Origin of the sequence: Falsirhodobacter deserti, from assembly GCF_004015795.1 — a bacterium.
GTDB lineage: Bacteria > Pseudomonadota > Alphaproteobacteria > Rhodobacterales > Rhodobacteraceae > Falsirhodobacter > Falsirhodobacter deserti.
Window position 1 is genome coordinate 2206720 of the sequence record NZ_ML137218.1, and the last position, 22137, is coordinate 2228856.

A 22137-nucleotide genomic window follows, 5' to 3' on the forward strand; every position below is an offset into this window, starting at 1 on the left:
CGCGGCGCCAAAGCCGATCACCGCGGCGATGATGCCCCCCAGAATCAGCGGCAGAAGGACCGAGCGGCCCTGCGATGCCGTGTCTTTATCGGCGGGTTTCGGCGGCTCTTCGGGCGTTTCCTGCGGAGGGACCGGCTGGGCCTCGGTGGCGGGGACATCCCTGACCTCGGGCTCTTGAGTCTCGGGGCGGGTGTCTTCGTTTGCCATGCCGTGCCTTTCGCGATGTGCTGCGTTAAAGTTGAACCTAGTTCTCAGTCGGTAAGGTCTCAAGCCTCTGCAACAGTGTGACAAGGTCGCACATCGCCTGCGCATCCGGGCGGGCAGCGGTTGCCGCCATCGCATCGTTTGGAAGAACATGCGCCACGGCATCGCTCAGGCAAGCAAAGCGCAAGGGTGCCGCAGCGTCCGGCGCTTCGGCCATGAAGCGCCGGGCCGATGCGGGGGAAAAAAGCGGCACCACAATCGGGCTTGTCCCCCGAAGCGCCTGCCGCGCTTCTTCCGTCAACGGCCGGGGCACCATTTCGTAAACAACAGCCTCTGCCGTGGGAATGCCGGCTTCGGTCAGGCGCCGCGCCAGATCGCCTTTGCTTTCGCGCCCGCGCAGGTGCAGCAGCGGCCCCACCTCTTTGCTGGCAAGGATGGCGCGAAACAGCGCCTCGGCATCGCCCGCGGCGGATCTGGCGGCATAGCCTGCCTGCCGCGCCACGGCAGCGGTCCGGTCGCCAACGCACCATGCATGGGTTGCAGGGGGGCTTCCAGCGGCCCGGACGGCCGTGGGGGATGTGAAGATCAGGCTGGACGCCGGCGGCAGATCGGCAGGCAGGATGCGCGGTTCCAGAAGGGGGGAAAGGATCACCGGCCCCTCCAGCATTGCGGCAAAGCGGGTGCTGCCTTCGGACGGGCGTGTCAGCAGAACGGTCGCGAAGGATTGCGGGGGCATAATGCGCAGGTTACATCTGCCCGAACCTTCCTTCAACCGGCATGCCATGACTCTTACCTTTCTGGGCATCGAAAGCAGCTGCGACGATACCGCCGCCGCCGTGGTGCGCGCCGACGGAACGATCCTTTCTTCCGTGGTGGAGGGGCAGGTCGCGCTTCATGCGGCCTTTGGCGGCGTCGTGCCCGAGATCGCCGCGCGTGCGCATGCGGAACGTCTGGATGTCTGCGTGGAACGCGCGCTGGATCAGGCGGATACCCGCCTTGCCGATCTGGACGGGATCGCCGTGACCGCAGGGCCGGGGCTGATCGGCGGCGTGCTTTCGGGGGTGATGCTGGCCAAGGGACTGGCGGCCGCAACGGGGCTGCCGCTTGTGGGTGTGAACCATCTTGCAGGCCACGCGTTGACGCCGCGGCTGACGGACGGGCTGGAGTTTCCGTATCTGATGCTCCTCATCTCGGGCGGGCATTGCCAGTTCCTGATCGCGCGGGGGCCGGAGGACTTCACCCGCCTTGGCGGATCGATCGACGATGCACCGGGGGAAGCGTTCGACAAGACGGCAAAGCTTCTGGGCCTGCCGCAGCCTGGCGGCCCCCAAGTCAGCCGTGAGGCGGAGGGCGGGGATCCCGCACGTTTCGCCCTGCCCCGCCCGCTTCTGGACCGCCCCGGCTGCGACATGAGCTTTTCTGGCCTGAAAACGGCCCTGCTGCGGGAACGTGACAAGCTGGTGGCGGCGCAAGGCGGGCTTTATCGCCAGGATCGCGCCGATCTTTGCGCCGCCTTCCAGCAGGCTGTGGCGGATGTGCTGGCCGAAAAGACCCGCCGCGCGATGGCGCTTTACATGGCCGAGGCACCCTCGCGCCCTGCCCTTGCGGTGGCGGGGGGCGTTGCGGCAAATTCGCTGATCCGGTCGCGCCTTCAGGATGTGGCGGCCGCCGCGGGGGCCGAATTCATTGCGCCGCCCTTGCGCCTTTGCACCGACAATGCCGCCATGATCGCCTTTGCAGGGATCGAGCGGTTCCGCCTTGGCGGACGCGACGGAATGGACCTGACCGCCCGCCCCCGCTGGCCGCTGGACCGTGATGCCATCCCCCTTGTCGGCGCAGGCCGCAAGGGTGCCAAAGCCTGAAAGGACAAGACAATGTATGCTGCCCTGATTTGCCGCGACAAACCGGATTCTCTTGATCTGCGCATGGGCAACCGCGAAGCCCATCTGGATTACGTGGCCCGCACGGGCGTGGTGGAATTTGCCGGCCCCTTCCTGAACGATGCGGGAGAGATGTGCGGATCGCTTATCATCCTGAACGTGGACAGCATGGAAGATGCCCACGCATGGGCCAAGGCGGATCCTTATGCCAAGGCAGGCCTCTTCGCGCAGGTCGAGGTGAACGCGTGGAAGAAGGTGATCGGCTGATGGCCTACTGGCTGTTCAAATCCGAACCCGATGCATGGAGCTGGGACCAGCAGGTTGCCAAGGGTGACGAGGGCGAGGAATGGGGCGGGGTCCGCAACTATCAGGCGCGCAACAACATGCGCGCGATGAAGGTGGGCGATCGCGGCTTCTTCTATCACTCGAACATCGGAAAAGAGATCGTGGGCATCGTCGAGGTGTGCCGCGAAAGCCAGCCCGACAGCACCGCCGATGATCCACGGTGGGATTGCGTGATGATCAGGGCTGTCCAGCCTGTGCCCAATCCGGTGAAGCTGGAGGATGTGAAGTCCGCACCGGAACTGGCCGATATGGTGCTGGTCAGGAACTCGCGCATGTCGGTGCAGCCGGTGCGCGATGAGGAGTGGGAGATCGTCTGCCGGATGGCGGGGCTTTAACCCCGCCCCGTCAGATCAGGTATTCGCTCAGCAGCGCGTCCTGCGTGATGTCGCGGAAGGCAAACCCCTCTTCCTCCATCTTTGCGAAAAGGCGGGGGAAGTTCTCCGGCGACCGCGTTTCGATCCCGATCAGGATGGAGCCGAAGTTGCGGGCGGACTTCTTCAGGTATTCGAACCGCGCAACGTCATCCTCGGGGCCCAGAAGCTGCAGGAAATCGCGCAGGGCGCCGGGCCGCTGCGGCAGGCGCAGCAGCAGGTATTTCTTCAGGCCGGTATAGCGTTGGGCACGCTCTTTCACTTCAGGCAGACGTTCGAAATCGAAGTTGCCGCCGGAAACGACGCAAACAACCGTTTTGCCGCGGATCGCAGGGCCAAGATCCGTCAGCGCGCTGACGGGCATGGCGCCAGCCGGTTCCAGAACGACGCCCTCGATGTTCAACATCTCCACCATGGTGACGCAGATCCGATCCTCGGGCGCAAGAAGCACCTGATCGGGGAAGGCCCATGACAGCGCCCGGAAGGGTGCGTCGCCGATCCGCGCCACTGCCGCCCCGTCAACGAAACTGTCAACGGTGTCCAGCGGCATCGGGCGCCCCGCCAGAAGGGCGGCGCGAAGGCTGGCACCCCCTTGCGGTTCGACGAAGCGGAACTGCGTGTCCGGTGCCTCGGCCCGCAGATAGGTGGATACGCCCGCGGCAAGCCCGCCGCCGCCAACCGACAGCAGCACCATGTCGGGGGCGCGGCCAAGCTGGTCCAGCATTTCCACCGCGACCGAAGCCTGCCCCTCGATCACGTCGTCATCGTCGAAGGGGGCAAGGAAATGTGCGCCCTCGGCTTCGCACCACGCCTTGGCCGCTGCCAGCGTCCGGTCGAAATAATCACCGGTCAGCACAACCTCCACCCACTCCCCCCCGAAGGTGCGGGTCTTGTCGATCTTCTGCTGGGGCGTGGTGATGGGCATGAAGATCGTGCCCTTCACACCGAAGTGGCGGCAGGAATAGGCCATTCCCTGCGCGTGATTGCCCGCACTGGCGCACACGAAGCGCGTTTGTTCGGGATGGCGTTCGCGCACCTTGCGCATGGCGTTGAAGGCACCGCGCAGCTTGAAACTGCGCACGGGGGAAAGATCCTCGCGCTTCAGCCAGATATCCGCCCCGAAACGGGCCGACAGGAAATCGTTGCGCTGAAGCGGTGTCGGCGGGAACAGGTCGCGAAGCGCGGCGGTGGCGGTGCGGGCGGCGGTGCAAAAATTGGTCATGATGGGCGACACTAGGCGGGCCCGCCCCAACCGTTCAAGTGGAATCTGCGGCCTTGTTTCGCAAGCACAAAGCCTTTATCGCGAACCAACGTTCATGTTCCCGGAGCCTGCCCATGCCCGCGCCCAAGAAAGTCGTCCTTGCCTATTCCGGCGGTCTGGACACGTCCATCATCCTCAAATGGCTGCAAACCGAGTATGGCTGCGAGGTGGTGACCTTCACCGCCGATCTGGGCCAGGGCGAGGAGCTGGAGCCTGCGCGCAAGAAGGCGGAGCTTCTGGGCATCAAGCCCGAGAACATCTTCATCGAAGACGTGCGCGAAGAGTTCGTGCGCGATTTCGTTTTCCCGATGTTCCGCGCCAATGCCCTTTATGAAGGCCTGTACCTGCTGGGGACCTCCATCGCGCGGCCGCTGATCTCCAAGCGGCTGGTGGAGATCGCGCGCGAGGTGGGCGCCGATGCCGTGGCGCATGGCGCGACCGGCAAGGGCAACGATCAGGTCCGGTTCGAGCTGTCGGCCTATGCCCTGAACCCCGAGATCAAGGTCATCGCGCCGTGGCGCGAATGGGACCTGACCAGCCGCACCAAGCTGCTGGAGTTTGCCGAGGCGAACCAGATCCCGATCGCCAAGGACAAGCGCGGCGAAGCGCCGTTCAGCGTGGATGCGAACCTGCTGCACACGTCCTCGGAAGGCAAGGCGCTGGAAAACCCGGCCGAGGCTGCGCCCGATTACGTTTATCAACGCACCGTGAATCCCGAGGATGCGCCCGACGCGCCCGAATTCATCGAGGTGTCGTTCGAAAAGGGTGACGCCATCGCGATCAACGGCGAGGCGATGTCGCCGGCCACGATCCTGACCAAGCTGAACGAGCTTGGCGGCAAGCACGGCATCGGCCGTCTGGACTTCGTGGAAAACCGCTTCGTCGGGATGAAATCCCGCGGCATTTATGAAACCCCCGGCGGCACCGTGCTTCTGGAAGCGCATCGCGGGATCGAACAGATCACGCTGGATTCGGGTGCAGGCCACCTGAAGGACAGCCTGATGCCGCGTTATGCCGAGCTGATCTATAACGGGTTCTGGTTCTCGCCCGAGCGGGAGATGCTGCAGGCCCTGATCGACAAGTCGCAGGAACACGTGACGGGAACTGTACGCTTGAAGCTTTACAAGGGCCTTGCCACCTGCGTGGGCCGCTGGTCCGACCATTCGCTTTATTCCGAAGCGCATGTGACGTTCGAAGATGACGCCGGTGCTTACGACCAGAAGGACGCAGCAGGCTTCATCCGCCTGAACGCGCTGCGTTTGAAGCTTCTGGCCACGCGCAACGCGCGGGTAAAATAAGAAAAGGCGGCCAGTTGGCCGCTTTCCCTTGGTTGAAAAGGGGCGTCTTGCGACGCCCCTTTTTTCTTATTCCCCGATCTTGCAGGCCGCCATCGCCGCCATGTTCAGGATGTCGTTCACGGACGATGAGGTGGAGCAGAGCTGGATCGGCTTTTCCACGCCCGTAAGGATCGGACCGATCACGGTCGCCCCCGCCATTTCCTGCATCATCTTGACAGAGATGGAGGCGGAGTGCCGCGCGGGAACGACAAGGATGTTGGCCGGTCCGGTCAGGCGGCAGAATGGATAAGCCTTCTGCTGTGCGGGGTTCAGGGCAACGTCGACCGTCATCTCTCCGTCGAACTCGAAATCGACGCCGCGCGCTTCCAGAACCTTCGGAGCTTCTGCCAGTTTCAGCGCCCGCTCGGACCGGGGGGAGCCGAAGGTGGAGAAGGAAACAAAGGCCACACGTGGAACAAGACCCAGATCACGGGCGACGCCTGCGGCGCGCTCTGCGATGGTGGCCAGATCCTCGGCTTCGGGCCATTCATGAACCAGCGTGTCGGCGACCAGCAGGATGCGACCATTGTGCAGCAGCGCCGTCACGCCGGCAGCACCGTCGCCGGGCTTTGCATCGAAAACGTGGTTGATCGCGTTCAGCACATGCGCCGATTTGCGCGTGGCCCCCGTAACCAGGCCGTCGCCATGGCCATGCGCCAGCATCAGCGCTGAAAACACGTGGCGGTCACGCCCGACCAGCCGCCGGATGTCATGCGCATCGAAGCCTTGGCGTTGCAAGCGGCGATACAGGAAGTCCTTGTAGGCATCCAGATGCGGCGAGTTGGCGGCGTTCACCACCTCCAGCTCCGATACGGCATCTGCAAGGCCTGCAGCTTCCAGCTTCTCGGCCACGTCCGCCTCGCGCCCCACGACCAGCGCATGACCAAGGCCCGCGCGCTGATAGGCGACGGCGGCGCGCAGAACGCGGGGATCGTCGCCCTCGGCGAAGATCATCCGGGCTTGCGCCGATTTCGCGCGGGCATGAACGCCCTGCAGAATGGATGCAGTCGGGTCCATCCGCGACTTCAGCGCCAGTTCATAGGCGGCCATGTCCTCGATCGGTCGACGGGCAACGCCGGTCTTCATGCCCGCTTTCGCCACCATCGGCGGCACCACGTGGATCAGGCGCGGGTCGAACGGGGTCGGGATGATATAGTCGCGCCCGAAGGTCAGCTCACGGCCATAAGCAATGGCCACTTCGTCCGGCACATCCTCACGGGCGAGTTTCGCAAGCGCCTCGGCGCAGGCGATCTTCATCTCGTCGTTGATGGCACGGGCGTGGATGTCCAGCGCACCGCGGAACAGGTAGGGAAAGCCGAGGACGTTGTTCACCTGGTTCGGATAATCCGAACGCCCCGTGGCCACGATCGCATCCTCGCGCACGGCATGGGCTTCTTCGGGCGTGATCTCCGGATCGGGGTTGGCCATTGCGAAGATGACGGGGTTCGGGGCCATGGACCGCACCATGTCCTGCGTGACCGCGCCCTTGGCCGAGACGCCAAGGAAAACGTCCGCGCCGTCCATCGCCTCGGCCAGCGTGCGCAGGGGCGTGTTGGCGGCGTGGGCCGACTTCCACTGGTTCATGCCTTCCGTCCGACCGGCATAGATCACGCCCTTGGTGTCGCACATGATGCAGTTGTCGTGCTTGGCGCCCATCGACTTCAGCAGTTCAAGGCAGGCGATGCCCGCGGCGCCCGCGCCGTTCAGCACGATCCGCACATCCTCGATCTTCTTGCCCGAGATGGACAGCGCGTTGATCAGGCCGGCGGCACAGATCACCGCCGTGCCGTGCTGGTCGTCATGGAACACGGGGATGTCCATGATTTCCTTCAGGCGCTGTTCGATGATGAAGCATTCGGGCGCCTTGATGTCTTCAAGGTTGATGCCGCCGAAGGTGGGGCCCATCAGGGACACGGCCTTGATGATCTCGTCCGGGTCTTCGGTATCCAGTTCGATATCGATGGCGTTCACGTCGGCGAAGCGCTTGAACAGCACCGCCTTGCCTTCCATGACCGGCTTGGAGGCCAGCGCGCCAAGGTTGCCCATGCCAAGGATCGCGGTGCCGTTGGAGATGACGGCCACCATGTTGCCCTTCACGGTATAATCATAGGCCGCTTCGGGATTATCGGCGATCGCCTGCACGGGAACCGCCACGCCGGGGGAATAGGCCAGCGACAGGTCGCGCTGCGTTGCCATAGGGGTGGAGGCGACGATGTCGTATTTTCCCGGCGTCGGTTCCAGGTGATAGGCAAGCGCCTCCTCGGGCGTGATCTTGGTCTTGGACATGTCGGTTCCCCTTTCAGGCCCGTGCATATCGCCCCGCCTGCGTTGCGGCAACCGCCCACGCGTCGTATGACGGGACCCGACCCAAGGAGGACGCGATGACCGAGCCCACGCCCATGATGGCGCAATATCTGGAGATCAAGGCGCAGCACCCGGCGGCGCTTCTGTTCTACCGCATGGGCGATTTCTATGAGATGTTCTTCGACGATGCCATTTTGGCCGCCGAGGCGCTGGACATCGCGCTGACCAAGCGCGGCAAGCATCTGGGCGAGGATATCGCCATGTGCGGGGTGCCCGCCCATTCCGCCGAAGGCTATCTTCTGGGGCTGATCCGCAAGGGCTTCCGTGTGGCCATCGCCGAACAGATGGAAGATCCGGCCGAAGCCAAGAAGCGCGGGTCCAAATCCGTGGTCCGGCGCGAGGTTGTTCGGCTGGTCACCCCCGGCACCCTGACCGAGGATGCCCTGCTGGAAGCACGGCGGCACAATTTCCTTGTCGCCTATGCCCGCATCCGCGACGAGGGCGCGCTGGCGTGGACCGACATCTCCACGGGCGAATTGCGGGTGATGCCCTGCCCCCTTCCGCGCCTGCTGCCCGAGCTTGCCCGCCTTGCCCCGCGCGAGGTTCTCGTGAGCGAGACGCAGGAGGCCGATCTGGTCCCGCTTCTGGCGGACCTTGATACGGCGGTGACCCCGCTGGCCAAAGCAAGCTTCGACAGCGCCTCGGCGGAAAAGCGGCTGCGTGATCTGTGGCAGGTGGGATCGCTGGAAGCGTTCGGCATGTTCGGGCGCTGCGAGGTGGCCGCCATCGGCGCGGTGGTGGATTATCTGGACCTGACCCAGCGCGGCAAGCTGCCCCTTCTGCGCCCGCCGGTGCGGGAAACACCCGGCGCGGCCATGCAGATAGATGCCGCGACGCGGCGAAACCTTGAGATTTCGCAGGCACTGTCGGGCGGGCGGGATGGATCGCTTCTGGCGGCGATGGACAGAACGGTGACCGCGCCCGGCGCGCGGCTGCTGGAACGACGGCTTTCCGCACCTTCTTGCGATCTTGCCACCATCCATGCACGGCTGGAGGGGGTTCGCTTTCTTCTGGACGGCCGTGCGCGCGAAACCCTGCGCGATGCCTTGCGGCGCGTGCCGGATATGGACCGTGCGCTGCAACGGCTGGCACTGGATCGGGCCGGCCCGCGCGACATAGCCGCCATCCGGAACGGGCTGGAACAGGCGGGACGGATCGCCCTGCCCTTCGCCCCGCCGCATCTGTCCGATGCGCTGGAGGCGCTGGCCGGCCATGACGATCTGGTCGCACATCTGGATCGCGCGCTGGAGGCCGAACCGCCCCTTCTGGCGCGGGACGGCGGCTTCATCGCCCCCGGCTTTGACGCGGAGCTGGATGAAACGCGCCGCCTTCGGGACGAAGGGCGCGGCGTCATCGCGCGGATGCAGGCCGAATACATCGACGCGACGGGCGTGCAGAGCCTGAAGATCAAGCACAACAACGTGCTGGGATACTTCATCGAGGTGACCGCCACGCATGAGGCGACGCTGCGCAATGCCGGTTTCATCCATCGCCAGACCACCGCCAACCAGATCCGCTTTACGACGGTGCAGCTTTCGGAACTGGAAACGCGCATCCTGAATGCGGGCAACCATGCGCTGGAACTTGAACGGCGGCATTTCGCCTCGCTCCGAGCCGAGATCCTGCGCCATGCCGCCGCGATCGGCACCGCCGCGCGGGCGCTGGCCGTGCTGGATGTTGCCGCCGCCCTTGCCGATCTGGCCGCAGCCGAGGATTGGGTGGAGCCGAGGATCGACAACAGCCGCGCGTTCCATGTGGAACAGGGCCGCCATCCGGTGGTGGAACGGGCGCTGCGCCGGAAAGGCGAAGCCTTCGTTGCCAATGACTGCGCCCTGACAGGTGATGCAACGCCCGCGATCTGGCTGCTGACCGGGCCGAACATGGCCGGCAAGTCGACCTTCCTGCGACAGAACGCCCTGATCGCCCTGCTAGCACAGGCGGGCAGTTTCGTTCCGGCCAGGTCGGCACATGTGGGGCTGGTCAGCCAGCTTTTCAGCCGCGTGGGGGCTGCGGACGATCTGGCCCGCGGCCGGTCCACCTTCATGGTGGAGATGGTGGAAACGGCCGCCATCCTCAATCAGGCCGATGACCGTGCGCTGGTCATTCTGGACGAAATCGGGCGCGGCACCGCCACCTATGACGGCTTGTCGATCGCCTGGGCCACGTTGGAACACCTGCATGACACCAACCGCTGCCGTGCCCTCTTCGCCACGCATTATCACGAGATGACGGCCCTGTCGCAAAAGCTGGCGGGGGTGGACAATGCCACCGTCAGCGTGCGCGAATGGAATGGCGACGTGATCTTCCTGCACGAAGTGAAGAAGGGCGCGGCCGACCGATCCTATGGCGTGCAGGTTGCGCGGCTGGCAGGTCTGCCCCCTGCGGTGATCGATCGCGCCAAGGCGGTGCTGGAGGCGCTGGAGTCGGGCGATCGCGAGGGCAACCGCAAGCAGGCGCTGATCGATGATCTGCCGCTGTTCCGCGCACCGCCCCCGCCCGCACCCGCGCCCAAAGTGTCAAACGTGGAACAACGCCTGAAGGAGATCCAGCCGGACGAAATCACGCCGATGGACGCCCTGCGGCTTTTGTACGATCTGCGTGCCATGCTTTGAAAAAGGGCGCCAGTGGCGCCCTTTCACGATCAGGATGCGGGGGTGGAGGATACCCCCACCTGCGCCGGCCGCAGCAGGCGGTCATGGATCATGAACCCTTCCGTCATCACCTGGATGATCTGGCCCGCCACCGTGCCCGGAACCGGCGCTTCAAACATCGCCTCGTGCTGCTGCGGATCGAAGGTATCACCCACCTTGGGAGAGATTGCCTTCACGCCGTGCTTGTCCATCACGTTCAGCAATTCGCGCATGGTCAACTCCACCCCTTCGAACAGGGCGGCGGCCTGGGCGCGTTGCTCTTCGCTGGCGGCCTCAAGGGCGCGGCGCAGGTTGTCATGCACCGGCAGCAGGTCACGCGCCAGACGCGTGCCGCCATAGTTCTCGGCCTCGCGGCGGTCGCGATCGGCCCGCTTGCGGGCGTTTTCGGCATCAGCCAGCGCGCGCATGAAGCGGTCACGATATTCGTCCCGCTCTGCCCGCAGCGTTTCAAGCTCGTCCAGTTCGGGGGCGTCCGCGCTCAGGACCTCTGCAGCTTCTGCCATGTCGTCTTTATGTTCGTCCGTCATCTTTCATCCTTTCCCCCGCTGCGACACGAGGCGCCCGACCAGTTGCGCGGTATAGTCCACGATCGGCACGATGCGCCCATAGTTCAGCCGCGTCGGCCCGATGACACCCACCGCGCCAATGATCTTACGATCGGCGTTCATATAGGGAGACACCACCAGAGAGGAACCCGAAAGTGAGAAAAGCTTGTTTTCGGAACCGATAAAAATGCGCACTCCGTCGCCGGTTTCCGCAAGGTGCAGATATTCGGCGATGTCGCGCTTCATCTCCAGATCCTCGAAAAGGCTGCGGATGCGGTCCACGTCGCGCGCATCGTCTTCCAGAAGGTTCGCCTGACCGCGCACGATCAGCCGTTCCGACTGTTCGCCCGGATTCTCCCAAAGGGCAAGGCCGGCATCCACCAGCGCCTGCGCCAGCGTGTCAATTTCCTGCCGGCGGCGCGTCATGTCCTGCACGATGGTCTGGCGCAGCTCGCTCAGCGTGCGACCGCCGGCCAAGGCGTTCAGGAAGTTCGCAGCCTCGCGCATGGATGATGCCGTCTGGCCGGGCGGGGGCGCGAAAACGCGGTTCTCGACCTGCCCGTCCGCAAAAACAAGAACCACCAGCGCCCGGTCGGCACCCAGGCTGACAAATTCGATATGGCGGATCGGGGCTTCCTGCTTGGGGGAAAGCACAAGACTGGCCCCGCGCGTGATGCCCGACAGGGTTTTGCCCACCCTGTCCAGCAGGGTCGCGACGTCGCCGTCCTCTCCGCTGGCGTCGATGCGGTCGCGGTCCGCGTCGGAAATCTGCCCGACCTCCAGCAGCCCGTCCACGAACATCCGCAGGCCAAGCTGCGTCGGCACCCGCCCGGCCGAGATGTGCGGGCTGTCCAGCAGGCCCAGATATTCCAGATCCTGCATCACGTTGCGGACGGTGGCCGCGCTGATCTTTTCATTCATGACGCGCGTCAGCGTGCGCGAGCCAACAGGCTCGCCGCTGTCCAGATAGCCTTCGACCACGCGGCGAAACACTTCGCGCGAGCGGTCGTTCATGTCGGACAGAAGTTTCTGCGTATCGGCCATGTGCATCCATCTGCTTGGCCTTGAAAGGTAGGGCCTGCACCCCCGCAACGTCAATGCGGCTTGCATCGCAAGGCGTCGCGGCGGTATCTGACGCGCAGCAAACAAAGGAGCCTTGCATGCGTCCCTCCGGCCGTCAGCTGAACCAGATGCGCGATGTGGTGATCGAACCCGGCGTCATGAAACATGCCGAAGGCTCCTGCCTGATCCGGATGGGCGACACCCATGTGCTGTGTTCGGCCACGATCGAGGATCGCCCGCCATCCTTTCTGCGCAATACCGGGCTTGGCTGGGTGACGGCGGAATACGGGATGCTGCCGCGTGCCACGACCAGCCGCAACCGGCGTGAAGCCGCGGTGGGCAAGCCTTCGGGCCGGACGCAGGAAATCCAGCGCCTGATCGGACGGGCCTTGCGCGCAGGCATCGACCGCAGCGCCTTGGGCGAACGCCAGATCGTGATCGACTGCGACGTGATCCAAGCCGATGGCGGCACGCGCTGCGCCTCCATCACCGGTGGGTGGGTTGCACTGCGCCTGGCCGTGAACAAGCTGCTGAAGGTAGGAAGCATCGTTTCCGATCCGATCATCGACCATGTGGCAGCCGTGTCCTGCGGCATCTATGCCGGTCAGCCGCTTCTGGACCTTGATTATGCCGAGGATTCGGCAGCAGGCACCGATGGCAACTTCATTCTGACCGGATCGAAGCGCCTGATCGAGGTGCAGATGTCGGCCGAAGGCGCGACCTTCGCACGGGCCGAGATGAACGAGCTGCTGGATCTGGCCGAAGCAGGCACCGATGCGCTGGTGGCCGCGCAGAAGGCGGCGCTGGCATGAGAGCGTTCACCGGCAGCCGCATCCTTTTCGCAACGCACAACAAGGGCAAGCTGGAAGAGATGCGCGCCCTGCTGGCGCCGCATGGCATCACGGTCGAAAGCAATGATGACCACAACCTGCCCGAGCCAGAGGAAACCGAGACGACCTTTGTCGGCAATGCGCGCATCAAGGCGCATGCTGCGGCAAAGGCGACTGGCCTGCCTGCACTGGCGGATGACAGCGGCATCACCATTGATGCGCTGGACGGCGCACCCGGTGTTTACACCGCCGACTGGGCCGAAACCCCTGACGGCCGCGATTTCGTGATGGCGATGACAAAGACGTGGAACAAGCTGGAAGCAGCAAATGCCCCCTTCCCGCGCACCGCGCAGTTCAACGCCACGCTGGTTCTGGCATGGCCTGACGGGCATGACGAGGTGTTTGTCGGTCGGCTAGAGGGTCAGGTCGTCTGGCCGATGCGCGGCGCACAGGGCCACGGATATGACCCCATCTTTCAACCGGATGGCTTCGACACCACATTGGCTGAGATGTCTGCCGAAAAGAAGAACGAAATCTCCCACCGTGCGGATGCGTTCCGCAAGCTTGTCAAAGGATGTTTCTCGTGAAACTGATCTCCTCCGGTTCGCCGTTCGAAAGCAGGATGGGTTATTCCCGTGCCGTTGTGAAAGGCGACTGGTGCTTTGTTTCCGGCACGACAGGTTATGGTGCCGATGGTGTGATGCCTGAAGGGATTGCGGATCAGGCGCGCAACTGCTTTGCCACCATCGGAAAGGCGTTGGCGGAAGGCGGCTTTGCCATGTCCGATGTGGTGCGTGTGCAATACACGGTCACGGATGCTGCGCTGGTGGATGACCTGATCCCCGCGCTTGGCGAAGTTTTTGCCGATATCCGGCCTGCTGCCACAATGGTTGTTGCCGGCCTGATCCGCCCCGAGATGCTGGTGGAGATCGAGGTTACGGCGCTGAAGGGATGATCATGGAAGATTGGAGGAACGGCGGGTTCGGGCTGTACCTGCACTGGCCGTTCTGCCAGTCGAAATGCCCTTATTGCGATTTCAACAGCCATGTCGCCTCTGCGGTCGATCAGAAGCGCTGGCAGGCCGCTTATCTGGCCGAGATCGACCGTGTTGGCCGTGAAACGGAAGGACGTGTGCTGAACACGGTCTTCTTCGGTGGCGGAACGCCCTCGTTGATGGATCCGGATGTGGTGCATGCCATTCTGGACCGCGTGCGTGCCACTTGGCCCACAGCCAATGACATCGAAATCACGCTTGAGGCCAATCCCGGATCGGTTGAGGCAGGCCGGTTTCGCGGCTATGCCCAAGCGGGCGTCAACCGGGTGTCGATGGGCGTACAGGCCCTGAATGATACCGATCTGCGCCGCCTTGGGCGCCTGCATTCCGTGGCCGAGGCAAGGGCGGCATTCGACATCGCCCGCGCCACGTTCGACCGCGTCAGCTTCGATCTGATTTATGCCCGGCAGGATCAGACATTGCCACAGTGGGAGGCGGAGCTGCGCGAGGCGCTGACGATGGCGGTTGATCACCTGTCCATGTATCAACTTACGGTTGAGGACGGGACTGCTTTTGGGGATCGCCTCGCGCGCGGGGGGCTGAAAGGCTTGCCCTCGGATGATCTGGGCGCCGACATGTATGCGCTGACACAAGAGATTTGCGAGGCCCACGGGATGCCGGCATACGAAATTTCAAATCACGCCCGTCCCGGTGCGGAAAGCAGGCATAACCGCATCTATTGGCAGGGTGGCGACTATGCGGGCATCGGACCGGGTGCGCATGGACGGCTGACGTTGGATGGGACGCGATGGGCAACTGTTGCCCCGAGAGCGCCCGGCGCATGGCTTCATGCGGCAGAAGCCGGTCACGCAGAACTTCCGCGCGAGGCGGTTCCCGCCGGTGAACAGGCAGATGAATACCTCATCATGGGGCTTCGGTTGGTTGAGGGACTGGATCTTCACCGACTGCAGGCCCTTTCCCCTGCCCCGCTGAACGAGAACGGTCTGCGCGACATGCTGGACCTGAAGATGGTTGAAACGGACGGTCAGCGCCTTTGGGCGACGCCACAGGGACGTGTGGTGCTGAACGCCGTTATCGCTGCCCTGGCGGCCTGATGCGCCTGTTGTGGGGGATTGGCGGTGGGCTGGCCCTGATCCTTGCCACGGTGGGCGCCGTTCTGCCGCTTCTGCCGACAACACCATTCCTGCTGCTTGCCGCGTTCTGCCTGTCGCGATCATCTGACCGGTGGCACCGCTGGCTTCTGAACCACGGTTGGTTGGGGCCTCCGATCCATGACTGGCGCACAAGGCGGGCCGTCAGCCGCCGCGTGAAATGGAAAGCCAGCCTGTCGATGCTGGCGGTCCTGGGGATATCCGCCCTTCTGCACGTGGACATGCGCCTGCTGGCCGTGCAGGCGCTGGTCCTGTGCGTCGTGGCCACGTTTCTATGGACTAGGCCCGAGTAGCCGAAAGCACACGGCAGAGGTTGTCCAGATCCTCAAGCGTATTGTAGCGGATGGAAAGAACGCCGCTTTCCCCACCAGCAAGGTGGTCGATCTGGACAGTCATCTTGAGGTGGGCACTCAGATCCGCCTCAAGCGCGCGAGTGTCAGCATCCTTGTCACTGGGCTTGCCAAGGCGGGGCTTTGCAGCACGCTCCGCAGTTCCCTTTACCAACTTCTCTGTCTCGCGGACGGAAAGTCCCTTCTCAACCACTTGCCGGGCAAGGGCAGAAGCATCCTCGCATGTGACAAGAGAACGGGCATGGCCTGCCGAAAGCGGCCCATCGCGCAGCATTTCCTGCACATCCGCCGGAAGATTAAGCAATCTCAACAAGTTAGCGATGTGCGAGCGACTTTTCGACAGCCCCTCGGCAAGCTTTTCCTGCGTATGCCCAAAACGATCCATCAATTGGCGGAACCCCATCGCTTCTTCGATAGGGTTCAGGTCCGCCCGCTGAATGTTTTCGATGATTGCAACTTCAAGCACTTCGGTATCGTCAAAATCCCGAACAACAACTGGAAGGTCGTGCAGTTGCGCCATCTGCGACGCGCGCCAGCGACGTTCCCCTGCCACGATTTCATAGGTATCCGTGCCGTCGATCGGCCGCACGATCAGGGGCTGGATCACGCCCTTCTGCCGGATGGATGCGGCAAGATCCGCCAGCCCTTCCGGCGCGAACTCCCGTCGTGGCTGGTTCGGGTTCGGAATGATCTTTTCGACAGGAAGGGTCATGTCGGCACGGCGCGACGTCGACTCGGTTGGTGTTTCGACGTTGATGTCGGCCATAAGCGCCGACAGACCGCGGCCCAAGCCGCGACGTTCCATCTTGCGTTCTATCACGCGCTTTTCCTCATCTGCTGACGATGACGTCCCAATATCTCGTTCGCAAGGGCACGATAAGCTTCGCTGCCTTTCGAACTCGTATCATATTCAAGAACCGGTACAGCGAAAGAGGGTGCCTCACTCACCCGAACATTTCGTGGGATGATGGTTGCGAAAACAAGTTCACCCAACGTTTGCCGCGCGTCGTTTTCAACAAGCTGCGACAGGTTGTTACGCTTGTCATACATCGTAAGTACGACACCTTCGATACGCAGCGTAGGGTTGGCAGTCTGACGCACTTCGCGGACCGTTAGCATCAACTGCGAAAGACCTTCCAAGGCAAAGAACTCTGCCTGCAACGGAACGAGAACTGAATCCGCAGCCACCAGCGCATTGATGGTCAGAAGGCTTAGCGACGGCGGGCAGTCGATCAGGATGTAATCATACAAATCGGCAGAAGAAGAACGGAGCGCATCGCGCAAAAGCACGCTTCTCTTCTCGTTCGCCAGAAGCTCCATATCTGCCGAAGAAAGATCAGCATTTGCGGGGCAAACGAAGAGTTTGGCAACGGACGTCTTAAGGGCTACGTCCTCAAGTGGTGTGCGCTCAAGCAGCAGATCGAAGGTCGTCAGGCTGCGTGCCCCCGGCTCGATACCAAGACCTGTTGAAGCGTTCCCCTGCGGATCCAGATCGACCAGAAGAACAGCATGCCCTTGTTCGGAAAGTGCTGCTGCAAGATTGATCGCCGTAGTGGTTTTACCCACCCCACCCTTCTGGTTCGCGATCGCAATGATCCTGGTAGCTTCAGACATGCGAGAAGTTCCTTACCTCCACGATGACCCCCGCCGGGTCCGTGATACTCGGGTGGATTACAGGATCGAAATGCCACGTTCTTGCAGCTTCGGCAATCTCTTCCGCATAGTTGACACCTTTCGGAAAAACGGCCTTACCATCTCCTTGGCGATGACGTGCAGCGAAACCGAGCAGATGGTCAAGCGGCGCAAGCGCACGAGCTGAGAGGATGTCGCCCCCAAGCGGCGCGACTGCTTCAATCCTTTCAGAAATGACATCGACCTTCAGATTACACAGCCGCGTCGCCTCCCGTAGGAAAGCGCATTTACGCCGATCCGACTCCACAAGAGTGAAGCGCCTATCCGGATGCTTTTCCAGCGCGATTATTGCTATGACGATACCAGGAAAACCGCCACCACTTCCGAGATCTACCCAATGCGCGCCCTCCCCGGCCAAATCATATAGCTGGGCCGAGTCCTCGATATGTCGCTTCCAGATATCTGCTTCGGTAGTTTTTGAGATCAGGTTGATCACGCGTGTCCATTTAAGAGCAAGCTCACTGAAGCGATTCAGGCGATCGGTTGTTTCACGTGAAACATCCACTTTAGACGGCCTTCTTTTCAAGCCGACGCAGGCGCGCGATGATCAACGTCAACGCAGCAGGCGTCATTCCCTCGATCAGCTTTGCACGCGCAATGCTTCCCGGTCGCTGCCGGTCCAGCTTTGTTGCCAGCTCACCTGAAAGCCCAGGAAGCCGTAAAAACTCGAAGTCAGAAGGAATAATCAGCGACTCTTCCCGTTTGAGGTTATCAGCTTCATTCTGCTGCCGACCTGCATATTGGGCATAGACAGCGTCTGTTACAATCTGTTGCCGAAGGTCATTCGACAGCTCTGCGAATGCCGGCGCAAGATCGTCAACAATGTTCATAGGAACATCAGCTATCGCAAGCGCGGCAAGACCAGTGCGTTTGCTTCCGTCTTGGCTCACTCGAACCCCGCGGCGGATAAGCTCTGAGGGCGTCACGAGGACATTCTCGAGCGCCTGTTTCCCCCTTGCCAGATCGCGCTGCTTCACCTCAAACGCTGCTGCGCGCGCCGGATGAACAAGCCCAAGCTCGATTCCCATAGGTGTCAGACGCTGGTCCGCGTTGTCTGCGCGCAGGGACAGCCTGAATTCAGCACGGGAGGTGAACATGCGGTAGGGTTCGGTTACCCCACGTGCCGTCAGGTCAGAAATCATAACGCCGATATAGCTGTCGGTCCTGCTGAATACAGCAGCATCGCGGCCTTGAACATGAAGGGCAGCATTCAAACCTGCAACCAGACCTTGAGCGCCGGCCTCTTCATAGCCAGTTGTCCCGTTGATCTGGCCCGCCAAATAGAGACCAGGGACAGCCTTCAGCTCGAGCGTCTCGGCCAGTTCACGCGGGTCAAAATAGTCATATTCAATCGCGTAGCCGGGCTGACTGATCTTCACGCTTTCAAGGCCGACGATCGACCGGACGTACGCCTCCTGAACGTCAGCCGGAAGCGAGGTCGAAATCCCGTTGGGATAGACAGTGTGATCATCCAGCCCTTCCGGTTCGAGGAAGATCTGGTGTGACTCCTTCTCCGCGAAACGGACAATCTTGTCTTCGATGGACGGGCAGTAACGGGGACCAACCCCTTCAATGTGCCCGCCATACATCGCTGAACGACCTAGATTCTGCCGAACGATCTCATGCGTCTGCACATTCGTATGGGTAATCCCGCAGGAGACTTGGGGGACGGTCGGGCTGCTGGACATGAAGGACAGCATGACAGGATGATCGTCACCATCCTGGCGATCAAGCTGGGCCCAGTCGATCGTGCGCCTGTCAAGCCGAGGTGGAGTTCCGGTTTTCAGCCGTCCCCGACGCAATCCAAGATCAGCAAGCTTCTGCGCAAGCCGAACCGAGGGACGATCCCCCATCCGGCCGCCCTTATGGCGGACGTCACCGATATGGATGATGCCGTTAAGGAAGGTGCCCGAGGTGAGAATAGCGGCAGTGCACTGAATTTGGCTTCCATCGGCCAAGATCACGCCACGAACTCTGCCTTCATTCTGAAGAAGGTCGACAACCTCCCCCTCAAGCACGTCGAGATTCCGCGTAGCTTTCACAAGCGCTTGGACAGACTGACGATATAGTTTCCGATCCGCCTGAATCCTCGGCCCCTGAACCGCGGCCCCTTTGCGCCGGTTCAACAGGCGGTATTGAATGCCCGCGCCATCCCCTGCACGTGCCATGATGCCATCAAGTGCGTCAATCTCTCGCACAAGATGGCCCTTCCCCAACCCTCCAATGGCCGGATTGCAAGACATGACGCCGATGTCGTTACGCGAAAGCGTAACAAGCACCGTTGCTGCACCCATACGTGCGGAGGCCGCTGCGGCCTCGACGCCTGCATGGCCACCACCGATCACGACGACATCATAATGTTTCACGTGAAACATCCTCATTTGCCAATACAGAAGCTGGTGAATATCTCGCCCAGCAGATCTTCCACGTCGACCCGCCCCACAAGCACATCAAGGTTTCGCAAGGCGTGGCGAAGATGCTCTGCTGCCACCTCAGCGCGGAAGTCTGCTTTTACCTCTTCCTGCGCTGATTCCATAGCCCTGATTGCACTCACGAGCGCCAGACGATGCCGTTCTCTCGTAATTGTGCCCGAGCCTGAACTGCGCTTCAAAAGCCGTTGCTCAATTTGCTGGACCAAGACATCAACGCCTTGCCCCGTCAGTCCTGAAACGCCCTCCCCCACCAGGTCTGCCTTTGCCCGAACGACAATGTCGTCATCCTTCGGAGCCAGCATCAGAGGGCTTCCGTCATCCAGAAACACCCGCAGATCACATTGTGCGGCACGATCCATCGCGCGGAAGATGCCAATTTTCTCGACCCGGTCCTCCGTCTCACGAAGGCCCGCCGTGTCAAGAAGCGTCACGGCGAGACCGCTCATGTCCATGCGAACTTCGATAACGTCGCGGGTTGTTCCGGCGATATCTGAAGTGATCGCAGCTTCGCGGCCGGCCAAAGCGTTCAGAAGGGTCGATTTCCCGGCATTAGGTGCCCCGATGATTGCCACTTCAAAGCCGTCACGAATACGTTCCGCAACATGGCTCCCCTCAACCTCTTGGTTCAGGTCGCTGATCAAGTGCGTCAACAACGCGCCTACCTCTGGCGTCACATCAACGGGCACATCTTCATCAGCAAAATCGATCGTCGCCTCGATCAAGGCAGCCGCACGGATAAGGTTATGCCGCCAGCCGTCGACCTTCTGGCCAATCGCGCCCGAAAGAACCCGCAAAGCCTGACGGCGCTGAGATTCCGTTTCAGCGTCAATCAGATCCGCGAGTCCCTCAACCTGGGCCAGATCGAGACATCCGTTTTCAAGGGCGCGACGGGTAAACTCACCAGCTTCTGCCATACGCAGGCCCGACCGCGTTGAAAGCACTCGAAGCACAGCGGAAACGGTTGCGATACTTCCGTGAAGATGCAGCTCTGCCACGTCTTCACCTGTGAAGCTGGCTCCGCGGCCGAACAACAGGATCAGAGCCTCATCCAGAAGGCGATCTTCATCGTAAATCTTGCGCAAGGCCGCTTGCCGCATTGGCGGCAGCGACCTTACGCCCAGCGATGAAACCGCCCGGTGCGCTTCGGGGCCCGAAATGCGCAGCACAGAGACCCCCGCCCGGCCGCGGGCGCTGGCAAGGGCGTAGATCGTATCCATGCTTAACCCCTTGATATATCAGGTGTTCATCGAGTCGAAGAACTCTGCGTTGGATTTCGTCTGCTTCAACTTTGAAATCAGGAACTCGACCGCATCCGTGGTTCCCATGGGGTTGAGGATACGCCGAAGCACGAATGTCTTTTGCAGATCGGACTTGTCGACCAGAAGATCCTCTTTCCGCGTACCGGACTTGAGGATGTCCATCGCCGGGAAGACACGCTTGTCCGCTACCTTGCGGTCCAGCACGATCTCCGAGTTGCCGGTGCCTTTGAACTCTTCAAAGATTACCTCGTCCATGCGGCTGCCGGTATCGATCAGCGCCGTCGCGATGATCGTCAGCGATCCACCCTCTTCGATGTTCCGGGCGGCGCCGAAGAAGCGCTTGGGACGTTGCAGCGCGTTCGCGTCCACACCGCCCGTCAGAACCTTGCCCGAGGACGGCACGACCGTGTTGAATGCACGACCCAAGCGCGTGATCGAATCCAGCAGGATCACGACATCGCGTTTGTGTTCCACAAGGCGCTTTGCCTTCTCGATCACCATCTCAGCCACGGCAACATGTCGGGTCGCGGGTTCGTCGAAAGTGGAGGAAACCACTTCCCCCTTCACCGAACGCTGCATGTCCGTCACCTCTTCAGGGCGTTCATCAATCAGCAGAACGATCAGGTAGCATTCCGGATGATTCGTCTCGATCGAATGGGCGATGTTCTGCAGAAGAACCGTCTTACCCGTCCGCGGCGGTGCAACGATCAATGCCCGCTGCCCCTTCCCGATTGGCGATACAAGGTCAATGATTCGTGCCGAGCGATCCTTGATCGTCGGATCCTCGACCTCCATCTTCAGCCGCTCATCCGGGTAAAGCGGCGTCAGGTTGTCGAAATGGACCTTGTGGCGTGCCCGCTCCGTCGTGTCGAAGTTGATCTTCTGCACACGCGTCAGGCAGAAATACCGCTCATTCTCGCTGGGAGCCTTGATCACGCCCTCAACTGTATCGCCTGTCCGCAGCGAATACTGGCGGATCATCTCAGGGCTGACATAGATGTCGTCGGGGCCTGAAAGATAATTGGCCTCCGGAGAGCGCAAAAACCCGAAACCGTCCTGCAGAACCTCCAGAACGCCGTCACCGCCGATTTCCCAACCTTCCTCGGCATGTTCCTTCAGAAGCTGGAACATCATCTCGCCCTTGCGCATGGAGGGCGCGTTCTCGATCTCCCACTCTTCCGCCATGGCCAGCAGGTCAGCCGGCGTTTTGGCCTTCAGGTCGGACAGGTTAAGGCGTTCGATGGTTTCGGGCGTATCGGTCATGGAAAACAATCTTGTGGCGCGACGCCTCGTCAAAGGCTCGCAGCGGTCACGTCAAAACGGAGAAGTGCGTCAGGCCGGACGGCCCTGCTGGGTTCGCACTTAAGCACCGTGACGGCACGAGTCAA

The 22137-nt window shown here is 62.0% G+C and carries 21 protein-coding genes and 1 pseudogene; 10 read left to right on the plus strand and 12 right to left on the minus strand.

Annotation, left to right across the window (positions count from 1 at the left end; translation table 11 throughout):
- Both JX25_RS14970 and JX25_RS11115 read right to left on the minus strand, forming a co-directional pair.
- Positions 1 to 207: pseudogene (locus tag JX25_RS14970) on the minus strand (hypothetical protein); the annotation flags it as partial.
- A gap of 37 nt (positions 208 to 244) precedes the next feature.
- On the minus strand, positions 245 to 940 hold the full coding sequence (locus JX25_RS11115) for a uroporphyrinogen-III synthase (protein WP_128255042.1): 696 nt from the start codon (positions 938 to 940) through the stop codon (positions 245 to 247).
- 46 nt (positions 941 to 986) lie between these two features.
- On the opposite strand from JX25_RS11115, the gene tsaD reads away from it, so the two are divergent.
- Genes tsaD through JX25_RS11130 form a run of 3 tightly spaced genes read left to right on the plus strand, consistent with a single transcriptional unit; the run spans position 987 to position 2764 of the window.
- Entirely contained in the window at positions 987 to 2066 is a 1080-nt protein-coding gene (gene tsaD / locus JX25_RS11120) for a tRNA (adenosine(37)-N6)-threonylcarbamoyltransferase complex transferase subunit TsaD (RefSeq protein ID WP_128255043.1), read from the plus strand.
- Between the two features lie 12 nt (positions 2067 to 2078).
- Positions 2079 to 2351 carry a YciI family protein gene (locus JX25_RS11125; protein WP_128255044.1) on the plus strand — a complete coding sequence of 91 codons (273 nt, stop codon included), beginning with the start codon at positions 2079 to 2081 and terminating at the stop codon, positions 2349 to 2351.
- A complete protein-coding gene (locus JX25_RS11130) occupies positions 2351 to 2764 on the plus strand; it encodes an EVE domain-containing protein (protein WP_128255045.1) in 414 nt (137 codons plus the stop codon). Before JX25_RS11125 ends, JX25_RS11130 begins: the two co-directional genes overlap by 1 nt.
- A 10-nt stretch (positions 2765 to 2774) precedes the next feature.
- Here JX25_RS11130 and ilvA read toward each other — a convergent pair whose 3' ends face one another.
- A complete protein-coding gene (ilvA, locus tag JX25_RS11135) occupies positions 2775 to 4022 on the minus strand; it encodes a threonine ammonia-lyase IlvA (protein WP_128255046.1) in 1248 nt (415 codons plus the stop codon).
- Between the two features lie 113 nt (positions 4023 to 4135).
- On the opposite strand from ilvA, the gene JX25_RS11140 reads away from it, so the two are divergent.
- Positions 4136 to 5359: an argininosuccinate synthase gene (locus JX25_RS11140; protein ID WP_128255047.1), complete on the plus strand. Its 1224-nt coding sequence runs from the start codon at positions 4136 to 4138 to the stop codon at positions 5357 to 5359.
- Positions 5360 to 5425: 66 nt separating this feature from the next.
- Here JX25_RS11140 and JX25_RS11145 read toward each other — a convergent pair whose 3' ends face one another.
- The gene (locus tag JX25_RS11145) at positions 5426 to 7684 is read right to left on the minus strand and encodes an NADP-dependent malic enzyme (RefSeq protein ID WP_128255048.1); all 2259 of its coding nucleotides are present in this window, start codon (positions 7682 to 7684) and stop codon (positions 5426 to 5428) included.
- A gap of 95 nt (positions 7685 to 7779) precedes the next feature.
- Between JX25_RS11145 and mutS the strand changes: the two genes are divergently transcribed.
- Complete coding sequence (mutS, locus tag JX25_RS11150) at positions 7780 to 10374, plus strand: DNA mismatch repair protein MutS (protein WP_128255049.1); 2595 nt, start codon at positions 7780 to 7782, stop codon at positions 10372 to 10374.
- A 29-nt stretch (positions 10375 to 10403) separates the two neighbouring features.
- Here the strand turns inward: mutS and JX25_RS11155 are convergent, their stop codons facing one another.
- Complete coding sequence (locus JX25_RS11155) at positions 10404 to 10940, minus strand: nucleotide exchange factor GrpE (protein WP_128255050.1); 537 nt, start codon at positions 10938 to 10940, stop codon at positions 10404 to 10406.
- A gap of 3 nt (positions 10941 to 10943) precedes the next feature.
- Positions 10944 to 12002 (minus strand): heat-inducible transcriptional repressor HrcA, encoded by a 1059-nt coding sequence (hrcA, locus tag JX25_RS11160; protein ID WP_128255051.1) that lies wholly within the window; start codon positions 12000 to 12002, stop codon positions 10944 to 10946.
- Positions 12003 to 12118: 116 nt separating this feature from the next.
- Here hrcA and rph point away from each other — a divergent pair, with 116 nt between their 5' ends.
- From rph to JX25_RS11185, 5 genes are read left to right on the plus strand one after another with little or no spacing between them, the layout of a single operon-like run.
- Positions 12119 to 12832, plus strand: a complete 714-nt coding sequence (gene rph / locus JX25_RS11165) for a ribonuclease PH (RefSeq protein ID WP_128255052.1) — start codon at positions 12119 to 12121, stop codon at positions 12830 to 12832.
- On the plus strand, positions 12829 to 13437 hold the full coding sequence (gene rdgB / locus JX25_RS11170) for an RdgB/HAM1 family non-canonical purine NTP pyrophosphatase (protein WP_128255053.1): 609 nt from the start codon (positions 12829 to 12831) through the stop codon (positions 13435 to 13437). The genes rph and rdgB overlap by 4 nt, the downstream gene beginning before the upstream one ends.
- Complete coding sequence (locus JX25_RS11175) at positions 13434 to 13805, plus strand: RidA family protein (RefSeq protein ID WP_128255054.1); 372 nt, start codon at positions 13434 to 13436, stop codon at positions 13803 to 13805. Before rdgB ends, JX25_RS11175 begins: the two co-directional genes overlap by 4 nt.
- Positions 13806 to 13807: 2 nt before the next feature.
- Positions 13808 to 14959, plus strand: coding sequence for a radical SAM family heme chaperone HemW (gene hemW, locus JX25_RS11180; protein ID WP_128255055.1), 1152 nt, complete (start codon positions 13808 to 13810; stop codon positions 14957 to 14959).
- Entirely contained in the window at positions 14959 to 15309 is a 351-nt protein-coding gene (locus tag JX25_RS11185) for a YbaN family protein (RefSeq protein WP_128255056.1), read from the plus strand. Before hemW ends, JX25_RS11185 begins: the two co-directional genes overlap by 1 nt.
- Here the strand turns inward: JX25_RS11185 and JX25_RS11190 are convergent.
- The 6 genes from JX25_RS11190 to rho are packed head-to-tail and all read right to left on the minus strand — an operon-like array spanning position 15296 to position 22012.
- Positions 15296 to 16132, minus strand: coding sequence for a ParB/RepB/Spo0J family partition protein (locus tag JX25_RS11190; protein WP_241557914.1), 837 nt, complete (start codon positions 16130 to 16132; stop codon positions 15296 to 15298). The genes JX25_RS11185 and JX25_RS11190 overlap by 14 nt on opposite strands.
- Positions 16133 to 16182: 50 nt before the next feature.
- Positions 16183 to 16980: a ParA family protein gene (locus JX25_RS11195; protein WP_128255057.1), complete on the minus strand. Its 798-nt coding sequence runs from the start codon at positions 16978 to 16980 to the stop codon at positions 16183 to 16185.
- The gene (rsmG, locus tag JX25_RS11200; RefSeq protein WP_241557915.1) at positions 16973 to 17563 is read right to left on the minus strand and encodes a 16S rRNA (guanine(527)-N(7))-methyltransferase RsmG; all 591 of its coding nucleotides are present in this window, start codon (positions 17561 to 17563) and stop codon (positions 16973 to 16975) included. The genes JX25_RS11195 and rsmG overlap by 8 nt, the downstream gene beginning before the upstream one ends.
- 1 nt (position 17564) lies before the next feature.
- On the minus strand, positions 17565 to 19424 hold the full coding sequence (gene mnmG, locus JX25_RS11205; RefSeq protein ID WP_164876117.1) for a tRNA uridine-5-carboxymethylaminomethyl(34) synthesis enzyme MnmG: 1860 nt from the start codon (positions 19422 to 19424) through the stop codon (positions 17565 to 17567).
- An 11-nt stretch (positions 19425 to 19435) separates the two neighbouring features.
- Positions 19436 to 20707 (minus strand): tRNA uridine-5-carboxymethylaminomethyl(34) synthesis GTPase MnmE, encoded by a 1272-nt coding sequence (mnmE, locus tag JX25_RS11210; protein ID WP_128255060.1) that lies wholly within the window; start codon positions 20705 to 20707, stop codon positions 19436 to 19438.
- Positions 20708 to 20725: 18 nt separating this feature from the next.
- Positions 20726 to 22012, minus strand: a complete 1287-nt coding sequence (rho, locus tag JX25_RS11215; RefSeq protein WP_128255061.1) for a transcription termination factor Rho — start codon at positions 22010 to 22012, stop codon at positions 20726 to 20728.
- Positions 22013 to 22137 lie beyond the last annotated feature (125 nt).

Excerpts from the sequence above, each read along its gene's own strand:
- JX25_RS11115 (WP_128255042.1), bottom strand. The coding sequence starts at position 940 with ATGCCCCCGCAATCCTTCGCGACCGTTCTGCTGACACGCCCGTCCGAA.
- tsaD (WP_128255043.1), top strand. The coding sequence starts at position 987 with ATGACTCTTACCTTTCTGGGCATCGAAAGCAGCTGCGACGATACCGCC.
- JX25_RS11125 (WP_128255044.1), top strand. The coding sequence starts at position 2,079 with ATGTATGCTGCCCTGATTTGCCGCGACAAACCGGATTCTCTTGATCTG.
- JX25_RS11130 (WP_128255045.1), top strand. The coding sequence starts at position 2,351 with ATGGCCTACTGGCTGTTCAAATCCGAACCCGATGCATGGAGCTGGGAC.
- ilvA (WP_128255046.1), bottom strand. The coding sequence starts at position 4,022 with ATGACCAATTTTTGCACCGCCGCCCGCACCGCCACCGCCGCGCTTCGC.
- JX25_RS11140 (WP_128255047.1), top strand. The coding sequence starts at position 4,136 with ATGCCCGCGCCCAAGAAAGTCGTCCTTGCCTATTCCGGCGGTCTGGAC.
- JX25_RS11145 (WP_128255048.1), bottom strand. The coding sequence starts at position 7,684 with ATGTCCAAGACCAAGATCACGCCCGAGGAGGCGCTTGCCTATCACCTG.
- mutS (WP_128255049.1), top strand. The coding sequence starts at position 7,780 with ATGACCGAGCCCACGCCCATGATGGCGCAATATCTGGAGATCAAGGCG.
- JX25_RS11155 (WP_128255050.1), bottom strand. The coding sequence starts at position 10,940 with ATGACGGACGAACATAAAGACGACATGGCAGAAGCTGCAGAGGTCCTG.
- hrcA (WP_128255051.1), bottom strand. The coding sequence starts at position 12,002 with ATGGCCGATACGCAGAAACTTCTGTCCGACATGAACGACCGCTCGCGC.
- rph (WP_128255052.1), top strand. The coding sequence starts at position 12,119 with ATGCGTCCCTCCGGCCGTCAGCTGAACCAGATGCGCGATGTGGTGATC.
- rdgB (WP_128255053.1), top strand. The coding sequence starts at position 12,829 with ATGAGAGCGTTCACCGGCAGCCGCATCCTTTTCGCAACGCACAACAAG.
- hemW (WP_128255055.1), top strand. The coding sequence starts at position 13,808 with ATGGAAGATTGGAGGAACGGCGGGTTCGGGCTGTACCTGCACTGGCCG.
- JX25_RS11185 (WP_128255056.1), top strand. The coding sequence starts at position 14,959 with ATGCGCCTGTTGTGGGGGATTGGCGGTGGGCTGGCCCTGATCCTTGCC.
- JX25_RS11190 (WP_241557914.1), bottom strand. The coding sequence starts at position 16,132 with ATGGCCGACATCAACGTCGAAACACCAACCGAGTCGACGTCGCGCCGT.
- JX25_RS11195 (WP_128255057.1), bottom strand. The coding sequence starts at position 16,980 with ATGTCTGAAGCTACCAGGATCATTGCGATCGCGAACCAGAAGGGTGGG.
- mnmE (WP_128255060.1), bottom strand. The coding sequence starts at position 20,707 with ATGGATACGATCTACGCCCTTGCCAGCGCCCGCGGCCGGGCGGGGGTC.
- rho (WP_128255061.1), bottom strand. The coding sequence starts at position 22,012 with ATGACCGATACGCCCGAAACCATCGAACGCCTTAACCTGTCCGACCTG.